The organism is Streptomyces sp. NPDC013455 (genome assembly GCF_040632975.1).
GTDB lineage: Bacteria > Actinomycetota > Actinomycetes > Streptomycetales > Streptomycetaceae > Streptomyces.
The window spans coordinates 259,071-271,687 of sequence record NZ_JBEYCX010000004.1 but is presented as its reverse complement, the minus strand read 5'-3'; the positions used below and the strand labels follow the sequence as shown (position 1 = coordinate 271,687).

The 12,617-nt window shown below is 74.3% G+C and carries 11 protein-coding genes and 1 pseudogene; 8 read left to right on the top strand and 4 right to left on the bottom strand.

Annotated elements, in window-relative coordinates; all coding sequences use genetic code 11:
- Positions 1–93: 93 nt before the first annotated feature.
- The 6 genes and pseudogenes from ABZ576_RS09665 to ABZ576_RS09640 all read left to right on the top strand — a co-directional run.
- Positions 94–658 (top strand): annotated as a pseudogene (locus tag ABZ576_RS09665) (substrate-binding domain-containing protein); the annotation flags it as partial.
- Positions 634–954, top strand: a complete 321-nt coding sequence (locus ABZ576_RS09660) for an L-rhamnose mutarotase (RefSeq protein WP_360738041.1) — start codon at positions 634–636, stop codon at positions 952–954. The pseudogene ABZ576_RS09665 and the gene ABZ576_RS09660, both read left to right, overlap by 25 nt.
- A gap of 16 nt (positions 955–970) precedes the next feature.
- On the top strand, positions 971–2,365 hold the full coding sequence (locus ABZ576_RS09655) for a BNR repeat-containing protein (protein WP_360738039.1): 1,395 nt from the start codon (positions 971–973) through the stop codon (positions 2,363–2,365).
- Positions 2,366–2,420: 55 nt separating this feature from the next.
- A complete protein-coding gene (locus ABZ576_RS09650) occupies positions 2,421–3,446 on the top strand; it encodes a LacI family DNA-binding transcriptional regulator (RefSeq protein ID WP_360738037.1) in 1,026 nt (341 codons plus the stop codon).
- A 97-nt stretch (positions 3,447–3,543) separates the two neighbouring features.
- A complete protein-coding gene (locus tag ABZ576_RS09645; RefSeq protein WP_360738034.1) occupies positions 3,544–4,845 on the top strand; it encodes an alpha/beta fold hydrolase in 1,302 nt (433 codons plus the stop codon).
- Between the two features lie 63 nt (positions 4,846–4,908).
- Entirely contained in the window at positions 4,909–5,820 is a 912-nt protein-coding gene (locus ABZ576_RS09640; protein WP_360738032.1) for a pentapeptide repeat-containing protein, read from the top strand.
- Here ABZ576_RS09640 and ABZ576_RS09635 read toward each other — a convergent pair.
- A complete protein-coding gene (locus ABZ576_RS09635) occupies positions 5,791–7,317 on the bottom strand; it encodes a cytochrome P450 (protein ID WP_360738029.1) in 1,527 nt (508 codons plus the stop codon). The two genes, ABZ576_RS09640 and ABZ576_RS09635, sit on opposite strands and share 30 nt — an antisense overlap.
- Before the next feature lie 121 nt (positions 7,318–7,438).
- On the opposite strand from ABZ576_RS09635, the gene ABZ576_RS09630 reads away from it, so the two are divergent.
- Positions 7,439–8,047: a TetR/AcrR family transcriptional regulator gene (locus tag ABZ576_RS09630; RefSeq protein ID WP_360738027.1), complete on the top strand. Its 609-nt coding sequence runs from the start codon at positions 7,439–7,441 to the stop codon at positions 8,045–8,047.
- Between the two features lie 81 nt (positions 8,048–8,128).
- A complete protein-coding gene (locus tag ABZ576_RS09625) occupies positions 8,129–8,854 on the top strand; it encodes a DUF2470 domain-containing protein (protein WP_360738025.1) in 726 nt (241 codons plus the stop codon).
- On the opposite strand, the gene ABZ576_RS09620 is transcribed toward ABZ576_RS09625, so the two are convergent.
- The 3 genes from ABZ576_RS09620 to ABZ576_RS09610 form a co-directional block, all read right to left on the bottom strand.
- The gene (locus ABZ576_RS09620) at positions 8,822–10,054 is read right to left on the bottom strand and encodes a lactonase family protein (protein WP_360738412.1); all 1,233 of its coding nucleotides are present in this window, start codon (positions 10,052–10,054) and stop codon (positions 8,822–8,824) included. The genes ABZ576_RS09625 and ABZ576_RS09620 overlap by 33 nt on opposite strands.
- Positions 10,055–10,217: 163 nt before the next feature.
- Positions 10,218–11,303: a hypothetical protein gene (locus ABZ576_RS09615; RefSeq protein WP_360738022.1), complete on the bottom strand. Its 1,086-nt coding sequence runs from the start codon at positions 11,301–11,303 to the stop codon at positions 10,218–10,220.
- A gap of 45 nt (positions 11,304–11,348) precedes the next feature.
- Positions 11,349–12,602 (bottom strand): aromatic acid exporter family protein, encoded by a 1,254-nt coding sequence (locus ABZ576_RS09610; RefSeq protein ID WP_360738018.1) that lies wholly within the window; start codon positions 12,600–12,602, stop codon positions 11,349–11,351.
- Positions 12,603–12,617: the final 15 nt, after the last annotated feature.

Here is a 12,617-nt window from a genome sequence, read left to right as displayed (position 1 = left end):
CCGTCCCGGCCATCCACTTGAAACCTTTCACGACATCGGCGCGGCCCGCGGCCCTGCCGTTCGATGTCGCTGAGGAGCCCTCATGACGCACGGGCCGCGCAGACCGCGACCAACCAGAACACCTGGATCGGCTACATGGAGGACGAGCTGAAGGGCCCCCGGTACGAGGACGTGAAACTCGTCGAGGTCGCCTACGGCAACGACGACGCCCAGCAGTCCTTCCGGCAGACCCAGGGCCTGCTCCGGGAACACCCGGACCTGCGGGGGGATCATCTCCCCGACCACCGTCGGCATCAAGGCCGCCGCCCAGTACCTGCCGGGCTCGAAGTACAAGGGCAGGGTCAAGCTCACCGGGCTCGGCAGGCCGAACGACATGCGCAGGTACGTCGAGAACGGCACCGTCGAGGCCTTCGGGCTGTGGGACCCGGCGAAACTCGGCGGCCTGGCCGCCCGCGCCGCGGTCGCGCCGGCCTCCGGGCAGATCAGCGGCAAGAGGGGCGAGGCCTTCGAAGCCGGCGCCACGACGTACACCCTCGGCGAGGACGGCGTTGTCACCCTGGGCAAGCCGACGGTGTTCGACGCCCGGAACATCGACGAGTTCGCCTTCCAGGCGACGGACGAAGGGGATCACCGGTGCAACGCGTGTGTTTTCTGCTGAAGGTACGGGCCGACCGGCTCGCCGAGTACCGTGAGCGGCACTCCGACGTCTGGCCGGAGATGCGGGACGCCCTGAAGGCGACCGGCTGGCACAACTACTCGCTGTTCCTGCGGGAGGACGGCCTGCTGGTCGGCTACCTGGAGACGGAGGACTTCGCCGCCGCCCGGGCGGGCATGGAGGCCACCGAGGTCAACGCCCGCTGGCAGGAGGAGATGGCGCCGTTCTTCGAGTCCCTGGACGGCACCCGGCCCGACGAGGCCATGCGGCCGCTCACCGAAGTGTTCCACCTCGCCTGATCACGCGGAGCCGGACATGAGACGACACACCCAGCCGGCCGGCGCCCCCGCCGGTACCGCCCGCGCGGCCGTCCCGGGCCCGTCGGTCACGAGCAGGGGGACCACGCCACTCGACCCGCGGGCCCTCTACTTCGTCTCCTACGACGGCCTGGTCAACACCAACTCCTTCCAGAAGAACGGCCTGCTGACCCACCAGGGCCACCAGTACGCCGCCTGGTACACCGCCAGCCGCCACGCGGTCGTCGCCCGCCGGGCCCTCGGCGCCGCCACCTGGTCGACGGTCACCCTGCCGCACCGGCTCAAGGCCGACGACTCCCACAACGTCGTCTGCATGGGCGTCTCCCCGGCCGACGGCCGCCTCCACCTGATCATGGACTCCCACAGCGACGGCTTCTTCTACGTCAAGTCGGCCGCCGCTCTCCTGGCCGACCCGGCCGGCACGGCGTGGACCCCCTCCGCGTTCGGCCCCGTACGGACGACGCTCGACGGACTGGCGCTCACCGAGCGGTTCACCTACCCGCAGTTCCTCGTCACCCCCGAGGGCCGGCTCCAGCTCGGCTACCGCGCCGGCGTCTCCGGTGACGGCCGCAACGGCCTCGCCGAGTACGACGGTTCGCACTGGACCGCGCTGGGGGAGTGGACCTCCGCGAGCGGCACCTACACCAGCGCGCACGGCTCCAGCACCGCCCGGAACATGTACCTGCACGGCATCGACTACGACACGCGGGGCCGGCTGCACGCCATGTTCACCTGGCGGGAGCGGGACCCGGCCGTCATCCGCGGCGCCGGCGGCCTCACCAACCACGACACCGGCTACGTCTGGTCCGACGACCGGGGCCGGACCTGGCGCAACGACGCGGGCACCGTCGTCGGCACCACCGGAAGCCCCGACAAGGTGTCCGTCGGCGACGGCGGGCTCGTCGTGGACCCGCTGGCCCCGGGCCACTCCCTGATGAACCAGGAGAGCCAGTGCACCGACTCCGCCGGCCTCCCGCACGCGGTCATCAGCTACGTCCCCGGCCGCTCCGGCCGGTGCACCACGGACCACGTCGCCGACCGCACCGCCCACGCCCGCGCCTTCCACCTGCGCAAGACCGCCTCCGGCGGCTGGCGGAAGACCGAGATTCCCGTCCCCCTCGGCACCAGCCGGCGCACCAAGCTGGTCCTGGACCGGTACGACAACGCCTACGCCGTCCTCCCGTTCGGCCGGATCGCCGCGGCCTCACGGGAGTCCGGCCACACCGACTGGACGCTCCTGTCCGACGGCGGCGGACTGCACGCCTTCGGGGAGGTGGTGGTCGACGAGACCCGGATCCGGGCGGACAACGTCCTGTCGTTCCTGTACCAGGAGAAATCCACCGGCACCACGCCCTCGGCGCTGCACGTGGCCGACTTCGCCCTGCCGGCGTGACGGTAATGTGAAGGTCGTCCCGCCGCATCGCCGTGTTCTGGAGGTCCGAAACCCGATGGCCCAGTCGGTGGGTATCAAGGATGTAGCCCGTGCCGCCGGAGTGTCCGTGGGCACGGTCTCCAACGTCATCAACCGCCCGGACACCGTCGCCGGCGAGACCCGCGCCCGGGTGCTGTCCGCCATCGACCGGCTCGGCTACGTCCGCAGCGAGTCCGCGCGCCAGCTGCGCGCGGGCCGCAGCCGGATCATGGGGCTGCTCGTGCTCGACATGGGCAACCCGTTCTTCGTGGACGTCGCGCGCGGCGCCGAACGGGCGGCGCGGGAGGCGGGGCTCGGCGTGATGGTCTGCAACAGCGCGCAGGACGCGTCCGAGGAGGCGGAGTACCTGTCGCTCTTCGCCGAGCAGCGGGTGCGCGGTGTGCTGCTCACCCCGGCCGACGCCACCGGCCGCAACATCGCGGCCTTCCGCCGGCACGGCATCCCGTTCGTGCTGGTCGACCGGGTCGCCGAGGGCACCACCGAGTGTTCCGTCTCCGTGGACGACGTCGCGGGCGGCGCCCTCGCCGTGCGCCACCTGGTGGACGCCGGGCACCGCTCGATCGCCTACGTCAGCGGCCCGCCCGGCCTCAACCAGGTCCGCGACCGGCGCACCGGCGCGCTGACCGCGCTCGCCGAGGCCGGGCTCGGCCCCGAGGCGCTGCGCGAGCTGCCCACCGAACGCCTCGACGTGGCCGCCGGCCGGGACGCGGGCGCCCGCCTGCTCGGCCTGGCCGACCGCCCCACCGCCGTCTTCTGCGCCAACGACCCGCTCGCCCTCGGCGTCCTCCAGGCCATGTACGCGGCGGGCGTGACCGTCCCGGACGAGCTGGCGATCGTCGGCTACGACGACATCGAGTTCGCCGCCGCGGCCGCCGTACCCCTCACCTCCGTGCGCCAGCCCGCCGTCACCCTGGGCACCCTCGCCGCCGAACTGCTCCTGGAGGAGACCGAGCGGGACGAGCGGAAGCAGGCCCACGAGCACCGGCGGGTGGTGCTCCAGCCGGAGCTGGTGGTGCGCCGCTCCAGCCTGGTCGCGCGCTGACCGGGAGTTCAGTAAGAAACCATGATCCCGGGGCTCGGCAGGCGTCCGGTCATGTGCTGAACTGGGACGCGTCCGTACCGTCGTCACGGGAGACCCGTTGAGCCTCAGCTACCGCCAGCCCGGCGTCGTCCTCACCGACCGCCACTTCACCGTGCCCCTCGACCACGCCGACCCGGGAGGCGAGAGCGTCGAGCTGTACGCGCGCGAGGTGGTGGCGAGCGAGAAGGCCGGGCAGGACCTGCCCTGGCTGGTGTACCTCCAGGGCGGGCCCGGATTCGGAGCGAATCGTTTCGTCGGACGTCAGGCATGGCTCGACCGGGCGCTGAACGACTACCGCGTCCTCCTGCTCGACCAGCGCGGCACCGGCCGCTCCACCCCCGCCACCCGGCAGACGCTCCCGCTGCGCGGCGGCCCCGCCGCACAGGCCGACTACCTCACCCGCTTCCGGGCCGACTCGATCGTCCGCGACTGCGAGGCCATCCGCCCCCAGGTCACCGGCGGCGCCCCGTGGACGGTGCTCGGCCAGAGCTTCGGCGGCTTCTGCACGGTGTCGTACCTCTCCCTCGCGCCCGAGGGCATCGACACCGCGGTCATCACCGGCGGCCTGCCCTCCCTGCACGCCCACGCCGACGACGTCTACCGGGCCGCCTACCCGCGCATCGAGCGCAAGGTCGCCGCGCACTACGCCCGCTACCCGCAGGACGTGGAGCGGGCCCGCCGGATCGCCGACCACCTCCTCACCCACGACGTGGTCCTGCCCAACGGCTACCGCTTCACGGTGGAGGCCTTCCAGTCCCTGGGCCAGATGCTCGGCACGAGCGACGGCAGCCACCGCCTGCACCACCTGCTGGAGGACGCCTTCGTCCGCACGCCCGGCGGCACCGAACTGTCGGACGCCTTCCAGGAGCAGGCGCAGGCCCTGCTGTCGTACGCCGGCCACCCCCTCTACGCCGTGGTGCACGAGGCGATCTACGGCCAGGACGCCCGTCCCACGGCCTGGGCCGCCGAACGCGTCCGCGCCGAGTTCCCGCAGTTCGACGCGGCCAAGGCGCTCACCGGTGACGGTCCCGTGCTCTTCACCGGGGAGACCGTCCACCCGTGGATGTTCGACACCGACCCGGCCCTGCGGCCCCTGCGCGAGACGGCCGAGCTGCTCGCCGCCCGCACCGACTGGGGCCCGCTGTACGACCCGGCCCGCCTCGCCGCCAACGAGGTCCCCGTCGTCGCGGCGGTCTACCACGACGACATGTACGTCGACGCCGCCCACTCCCTGGACACCGCGCGCGCCGTCCGCGGCCTGCGCACCTGGGTCACCGACGAGTTCGAGCACGACGGCCTGCGCGCCGGCGCGCCCCGCGTCCTGGACCGGCTGCTGGCGATGGCGCGTGACGAGGTGTGAGGCGCGCGGCGCCGTGGCCGCACGGCGTGCGGGGCCGACTGGGCAGGTCAGTAGGGTTGGACCATGCCGGACCAGATAACCGACCTCGCCGACCTGCGCGGTGACTGCGCCCAGTGCTTCGGGCTGTGCTGTGTCGCCCTGCCCTTCGCCCGCTCCGCCGACTTCGCCCTGGACAAGCCCGCGGGCCGGCCCTGCCCGAACCTCGGCGGCGACCACCGCTGCGGCATCCACGCCGACCTGCGCACCAGCGGGTTCACCGGCTGCACGGTCTACGACTGCTTCGGCGCCGGGCAGAAGGTCTCGCAGCTCACCTTCGGCGGGCAGGACTGGCGGACCGGCCCCAAGGAGCACGCCCGCCGGATGTTCGACGTGTTCCCCGTCGTCCGGCAGCTGCACGAGCTGCTGTGGTACCTGACGGAGGCGCTGGGGCTGCCCGCCGCCCGGCCGGTCCACCCCGAGCTGCGGCAGGCGCTGGAGCGGACCGAGCGGCTCACCCGGCAGACGCCCGAGGAACTGGCCGGCCTGGACGTGGCCGCGCACCGGCAGGAGGTCAACGTGCTCCTGCTGCGCACCAGCGAGCTGGTCCGGGCCGGTGCGGGCGGCGAGGGCGGGGGGAAGGGCAAGGGCAAGGGGAAGGGCAAGGGCAAGGACCGCCGGGGCGCTGATCTCATCGGCGCCCGGCTGAGGGGCGCCGACTTGCGCGGGGCGAGCCTGCGCGGTGCCTGCCTCATCGCCGCCGACCTCACCGGTGCCGATCTGCGCGGTGCGGACCTGATCGGCGCCGACCTGCGCGACACCGATCTGACCGACGCGGACCTCACCGGCGCGTTCTTCCTCACCCAGCCGCAGCTGACCGCCGCGCGGGGCAGCGCCGGCACCAGGCTGCCGGAGTCGGTCACCCGGCCGGCGCACTGGACAGCCGGCGCTCAGGCGCTGTCTCCCCGGTCAAGCCGGGCGCGACGTGACACCCCCTAGGGGGTGTCTCGCCGGGCGCGCGCCCGCACCGCCGGCGGTGTCCGGCGGTGCCGGCCGTCGTTCCAGTCGCAGCCGCAGCCCCTCCGGCATCAGTGTCAGGCGTTCGGCGACCCTCAGGCGGTAGCCGGGGTCGGTGTGCAGCTCGTAGCGGCGCAGCAGCAGGCCGAGGACCAGGGTCGCCTCGTGCAGGGCGAACTGGCGGCCGATGCAGGCCCGCGCGCCGGTGCCGAACGGCTTGAAGGTGTGCGGCGGCCGGGCCCGTACGGCCGCCGCGGTGAAGCGGTCCGGGTCGAACCGCTCGGCGTCCTCGCCCCACACCTCCGGCTCGCGGTGCAGCATCGGCGTCAGCACCAGCGCCCACGCGCCCCGGCGCATGGGGTGCTCACCGGCGAGCACCGTGTCCCGCCGGGCCTCCCGGGCGAAGGCGGGCGCGGTCGGCCACAGCCGCAGTGACTCGTCCAGCACGCGGCGGACGAGGCGCAGCCTGGCTATCTGTTCGTAGCCGGGCCGCGGGGTGCCGCCCCAGACGCGGTCCACCTCGGCGCGGGCCCGGGCGGCGATCTCCGGGTGCCGGGCGAGGTGGTACAGGGCGAAGGACAGCGCGCCCGAGGTGGTTTCGTGCCCGGCCACCAGGAACGTGATCACCTGCTTGCGGACGTTCTCCGCGGACAGCTTCTCCCCGGTCTCCGGGTGTGCCGTGGCCAGCATGCGGTCCAGCAGGTCACCCTCGCCGCCGCCGGACTCGCGCCGGGCCGCGACCAGGGCGTCGACCGTGTGGTTCAGGCAGGCCATGTCGGCCGCGTTGCGCCGGGCGGCGGCGCGCAGCAGCAGCGGGGCCAGTGGACCGGGCACGCTGTTCAGCCGCTGCGCGTAGGTCAGGGTGCCGACCATCGCCGTGACGAAGGGGTGCGGCCGTTCCCGCTCGAAGGAGCCGAAGTCGTGCCCGAATCCGGTCCGCGCAATAGTCTCCAGGGTCAGCCGGGTCATGTCGCCGGGCACGTCCACCGTCCGCCCGGCCGCCTGCCGGCGGTCCCAGTGGTCGGTGAGCCGGCCGGCGACGTCCAGCATCATCCCGTGGTAACCCTCCATGGCCTCCCGGCTGAATCCGGGGGCCAGGACGTCGTGCGCCAGCTGCCAGTTGGGCTCGTGGTTGTAGGCGGTGAACAGGCCGTCCCCGGCCACCGGCCGCAGGTTGGCCACGCCCAGTCCGACGTGCTTGGCGAACCGGGCCTCGTCGGCGAGGTCGGCGACGAGCCGTGCCCCCCACACGAACACGAATTCCTTGCCGAAGGCCCGGCGCCGGAAGATCGGACCCAGCTCGCGCGCGAAGCGCATCGAGTCCTGGAGCGGGGTGTGCCGGTCGGCGCCGAGCACATCGCCGAGCAGCGGCAGCCGGCGCGGCGGATGCGGGATGCGGTGCAGCTCGGGCCAGCCCTGCTCGGCGCTCCTGAAACCCTTCGGCAGCCCGGACCCCGTGGTCCCCGTCGTCTCCGCCATGACGCGATCTCCCTTGATCCAGCGGCTGGTTGAAGCTGTGACGCGCGCATGTTGTACGTGGGTTCAATAAGGTGTTCCAGTGTGGTCCCGTTGTTGAATCCGCGTCAAGTAAAGTGACGCCATGCCCGCGAACCAGGGGGAACGCGCCCGGCGCAGACTGAGCACCGGGGAACGCCGTGAGCAGTTGCTGTCGGTCGGCGCGAAGCTGTTCTCGGAGAGCCCCTACGACGACGTGTGGATCGAGCAGGTCGCCGAGATCGCCGGGGTCTCGCGGGGGCTGCTGTACCACTACTTCCCGACCAAGCGGGACTTCTTCGCCGCCGTCGTGGAGCGGGAGAGCGCGCGCATGCTGCGCATGACGGCCGCCGTCCCCGGGGTGCCGGTGCGCGAGCAGCTCACCGCGGGCCTCGACACCTACCTCGGTTACGTCGAGGCCCACGCCCACGGCTTCCGGGCCTTCCACCGCGCCGACGCGGCCGGCGACCAGGCCGTGCGCCGGGTCTACCGGCAGGCCCTGGCCGCGCAGGAGCGGCAGATCCTGGCCGCGCTCGCGGCCGACCCCGAGTTCGGACCGGTCTTCGGGGCGGCTCCCGAGGTGCGCCTGGCCGTGCGCGGCTGGCTCGCCTTCACCACCGCCGTCTGTCTCGAATGGCTGCGCGGCGAGGGGGAGCCGACCCGGGAACAGGTGCGTGACCTGTGTGCCCGCGCCCTCCTGGGTGTCCTCGCGTAACTGCGTCCACCGGTGTGGCGTGGTTGGCGTGCGCCCCGATCTCCGATAGGTTAGGCAAGGCTTACCTAAGGAGGTCTCGGGATGGGTGACACGCAGGACTGGACGGCCGTACCCGGCGCGGCGGAACGGGCACGCTCGGTGCTGGCCGCCGCGTGGTCGTGCGCGGTGACCGCGGACGGCGTGCGCGAGGAGTACGTCGGCGCCCACTCGGTGACCGAGGACGGCGAGGTCCGGCTGACGGTGCCCGACGACAGCGGCCTGCTCGCGGCGGCCCTGTGCGCCCCGCGCCAGGAGCCCTCCGCCCTGCTGGAGTTCGCCGACGTCGCCCCCGTACCGGTGCGCAACCGCATCCGGGCCCGCCTCTGGCTCTCCGGCTGGTTCGCCCCGTCCGCGGGCGCCCTGGTCCTCCGGCCCACCCGGGTGGTGCTCCGGCAGTCCTCCGGGCCCGTGGTCGTCGACCTCGACGAGTTCACCGCCGCCCGGCCCGACCCGCTCGCCGGCGCCGAGTCCCGGCTGCTCACCCACCTCGCCGACGCCCACCCGGACGCCGTCGAGCGGCTGACCCGCCTGGTGCGGCCCGAGAGCCTGCACGCCGCGACCCGGGTGGCGCCGCTCGCCGTCGACCGGCACGGACTCACCCTGCGCATCGAACGCAGCCGCGCCCACGGTGACGTACGGCTGCCCTTCCACACTCCCGCCGACGACGTCGCCCAGCTCACCGAGCGCATGCACGTCCTGCTGGCGCAGGCCAGTGCCGCCGCCTGCCCCCGGGCGCTACAGCGGCAGCGCGCAGACGGCGACGGGTGACGCGAACGGCTCGCCCGTGGGCCGCAGTTCGCCCCGGTCCGCGTCGACGTGGAAGACGGTGACCGTGCCGGAGCGCTGGTTGGCCGCGAACAGCAGCCGGCCGTCCGGCGAGAACGCGATCTGCCGGGGGAATTCCCCGCCCACCGGCACCGTGCCGAGCAGCCGCAGCCGGGCCCCGTCGGCCTCGACGGCGTACCGCGCCAGGCTGTCGTGGCCCCGGTTGGCGAGGAAGGCGAACCGGCCGTTCGCCGTCACCAGGATCTGCGCCGGATAGTTCGTGCCGCTCGCCCCCGTCGGCTGCGGCTCGCCGACGCTCAGCCGGCCGGAGTCCGGGTCGTAGGCGCAGACGGCCACCGTGTCGTCCACCTCGTTGGCGAGGTACGCGTACCGGCCGCCCGGATGGAAGGTCAGGTGGCGCGGTCCGGCGCCCGGCCGGGTGTGCGCCCGCGCCACCTCCGTGAGCGTGCCCTTCGCCTGGTCGAGGCGGTAGGTGTAGACGGTGTCGGTGCCGAGGTCCACGGCGAGGACGTGCCCGCCGTCCGGACTCGTGACGACCTGGTGGGCGTGCGGGCCCTGCTGACCGGGGCCGGGGCCCGGGGAGGTGTGCGTGACCAGGTCGGTCCGCTCGCCCAGGGCGCCCGAGGCACCGACCGGGTGCACGGCGACACTGCCCGAGCCGTAGTTCGCGCTGAGCAGCCAGCGTCCGCCGGGATGCACCGACAGGTGGCAGGGGGCCGCGCCGCCGGTGCTCCGGGTGCCGAGGACCCGCCGGTCCGCGAGGCGGACGGCCGTCACCCCGCCGTCCTGCCGCTCGTCCACCGCGTACAGCGTGCGGCCGTCCGGGTGCACGGCGAGGTACGACGGGTCGGGGACCCCAAGGAGCGTGCCCGACCCCGTGATCCGGCCCGTCCGCGGGTCGTACCCGGCGAGGCCGATGCCGGTGCCGCCGCCGTCGGCGGAGGTGTAGGTGCCCACGTACAGCGGGCGCGGTCCGGAGGGCTCCCGGGGCGGGACGGCGGGCGCCTGCGGCCGGCTCCGCGGGGCGCCGGCCCCGGCCGGCGGGGCAGCCGGCGACGGCACCGCCACCACCGCCGCCGTACCGGCCACGGCCCCGACGAAGCGGCGCCTGGTCCAGCCGCCCCCAGGCTCCCGGCCGCCCCGGGGCCGGGCCGAGCCCCGCCCCGCCGCCCCTGCCTCCATGTCCATGCCGCACCCCAGGTCGTCGGTCGCGCCGGTCGTGACAGTCACCTTGGCGCGCGCACACCGCCAAGGGCAAGCCGGGCAACGGAGGTTGCGCAGCGTGCAACGGCCAGGGGCCCGGGGCCGGGGCGCCGGGGGCGGCGCGGAGAAGGCGGCAGGAGGCTCACCATTCACCGTCCTCCACCGGCTCGCCCGGCGCGTCCTTCAGCGGTGTCACCTGGCCGGGGGCCGGCGGCTGCCACGGGTCCAGGTCGTCCCCGAGCCACTGGCCGGCCGGCTGGACCGCCTCCAGGGTGTCCGTGGGGGCGAGGTCGTCGGCGTCCGCGTCGTAGTAGTCGTACCAGGGCAGGCCCGCCCGGGTGTACGCCGCCCGGTCCACCGGTGACGGCGGGGGCGCCTCGCCGGTGATCCGGCGCCACTCGGGAGGCGTGACCAGGTGCACGAACACGCGCCCGGCCGGCTGCTCGGCCCAGTCCCCGAGCGGCCGGTCGTCCCGGTACACCTCCTGCCGCATCGAACCGCCCACACCCAGTCCCATGGCCGCCGCTCGCCGTGGGGCGGCAGCCGGGGGCGGGGAAGCGCCGAAGGCGGCGGGCGGGGCCGCCGCCGGCGGCGGACCGCCGGGGGCCGCGGCGGCCGGCGGCGGCGGTGCGCCGTAGCCGCCGAACGCGCCGGCCGGCCCGGGCTGCCGCGCTCGCCGGCGCTCCCGCTCCCGGCGCCGCCACCCGGCCAGGACGTCCTCCTTCAGCGGGAACGACTGGAGCTGGACCCCGCCCCACACCTCCTCGCCGGTGACCTGCCCCTCCACGGTCGCGCCCAGCCCCAGCGGTACGGCCACGAACTGGCGGACCGTGCCCTTGCCCGAGTTGATGCCGTCCAGCCACGGCTGGCGGGGCAGCACCACATAGTTCTGCGGGCGGCGGGACAGCCGGTCGCGCCACGGCTCGCCGGACACCGCGCACACCTTGCCCACGCCGACCTGGAGCGCGGCCGGCTCCGCCGTACCGGCGAAACTCAGCCACATCGCCTCGCGCAGGTACACCGGCAGCATGACGCCGCCGCGCGCCCGCCACTGCTCCGGCACCCGGTCGGCGTGATCGGCCACCCGGCGGACCGGGAACTCGCCCAGTCCGGGCGGCAGCGGGTGCGTGCCGCTCTCCGGCAGCCGCAGCGTGCGCACGAACCGCACCGCCACCCCGCCCGGCAGCCGCAGTGTGTTGCCGTCGATCCGGACCCCGGTGCCGGTCATCCGCCCGCCCCCTCGCTCCCGCGCCGGCCGACCCGGCGGCTCCCGTCACCGATAACGCCCGCCGAACCCCGCGTGGTTCCGCCACAGCTCCTCCTGGACGCCGAGGCGGTCGCGCAGCCGGGCCAGCCGGGGCCGCCTGGTCCGCTGCCCGCGGGAGACCCGGTCCAGCTCCTCCAGCAGCCGGCGGGCGCGGTGCTCGGTGTTCAGCTCGTCGATGATCCTGGTCGTCTCGGTCAGGACGGCCCCGAGCAACTGCCAGTGCGTCCAGTCCTTGCGGACCTCCTCGCGCAGCAGTTCGGCCAGCCGGTCCCGGGTGCCGGCCGCCGTGTGCAGCTCGGCGGTCAGCCGGGCCTCGGCGGACTCGGCGTTCTCGCTCAGGTGGGTGGTCACCAGCACGCCGAAACTGACGATGGCGTCGGCGATCTCCGACAGCAGCTGCTCCACGGTCGCCCCCACCCGGGGCGGGAACAGCTCCTCGGACCCACGGGCCTTCGCCAGGTCCGTGAAGGAGCGGGCCAGCACCCGCAGCACCACCGTGCAGATCTCCAGCGTGTCCAGGCCGGTGCGCAGCACCACCCGGTGCAGCAGCCCCTCCTTGACCCGCGGATTGAGCCGCAGGCTGTCCTCGGCCTGCCGCAGCGCCGCGTCCACCTGCACGATGTCGTGGTCGAGCCGGCGCGCCTCGTGCAGCCGCTCGGCCGCCCGTTCCCACGGGATCCGGCCGGCGGCCTCCTCACCCATCCGCAGCATCAGCTGCCGCACCCGCCGGGCCAGGTCCTCGATCGACCGGCCGGCCTCGTCCACCCACACCGGCGGCGGGAGCAGCAGGTTGCACGCGGTCCCGACGACCGCGCCGATCAGCGTCTCCACGATCCGCGCCCACGCGGTGAACCCGACCGTGGTGACACCGAGCACCAGCATCGCGCTGATCGCCACCTCGGCCACGTACTCGTCGACGCGCACCAGGTGCCCGACGGCCAGCGAGGCGACGATCAGCAGCGCCAGGCTCCACCAGGTCAGGCCCACCAGCACGCTGAACGCGATGGCGACCAGCACCCCCGCGACCACCGAGTTCACCCGGCGGATGCCGTTGGTGAGCGTGGCGTAGAAGGTCACCTGGACGACCAGGAGCGCGGTCAGCGGCGCGGTGAGAGGGGCGGGTTCGGGACTCAGCCGGAGCGCGATGACATAGGCGACCGTCGCGGCCGCGGCCGAGCGCAGCGTCTGGACGACAACGGGCTGCCGGCGGCGCGCCGCCAGGCGCCGGAGCCCCATGGACCACTTCTGTACGTCGAGCATCCCTTGGCCTGTTCC

Coding starts and splice junctions, on each gene's coding strand:
- ABZ576_RS09655 (WP_360738039.1), top strand. CDS start 971: ATGAGACGACACACCCAGCCGGCCGGCGCCCCCGCCGGTACCGCCCGC.
- ABZ576_RS09650 (WP_360738037.1), top strand. CDS start 2,421: ATGGCCCAGTCGGTGGGTATCAAGGATGTAGCCCGTGCCGCCGGAGTG.
- ABZ576_RS09640 (WP_360738032.1), top strand. CDS start 4,909: ATGCCGGACCAGATAACCGACCTCGCCGACCTGCGCGGTGACTGCGCC.
- ABZ576_RS09635 (WP_360738029.1), bottom strand. CDS start 7,317: ATGGCGGAGACGACGGGGACCACGGGGTCCGGGCTGCCGAAGGGTTTC.
- ABZ576_RS09630 (WP_360738027.1), top strand. CDS start 7,439: ATGCCCGCGAACCAGGGGGAACGCGCCCGGCGCAGACTGAGCACCGGG.
- ABZ576_RS09625 (WP_360738025.1), top strand. CDS start 8,129: ATGGGTGACACGCAGGACTGGACGGCCGTACCCGGCGCGGCGGAACGG.
- ABZ576_RS09620 (WP_360738412.1), bottom strand. CDS start 10,054: ATGGAGGCAGGGGCGGCGGGGCGGGGCTCGGCCCGGCCCCGGGGCGGC.
- ABZ576_RS09615 (WP_360738022.1), bottom strand. CDS start 11,303: ATGACCGGCACCGGGGTCCGGATCGACGGCAACACACTGCGGCTGCCG.
- ABZ576_RS09610 (WP_360738018.1), bottom strand. CDS start 12,602: ATGCTCGACGTACAGAAGTGGTCCATGGGGCTCCGGCGCCTGGCGGCG.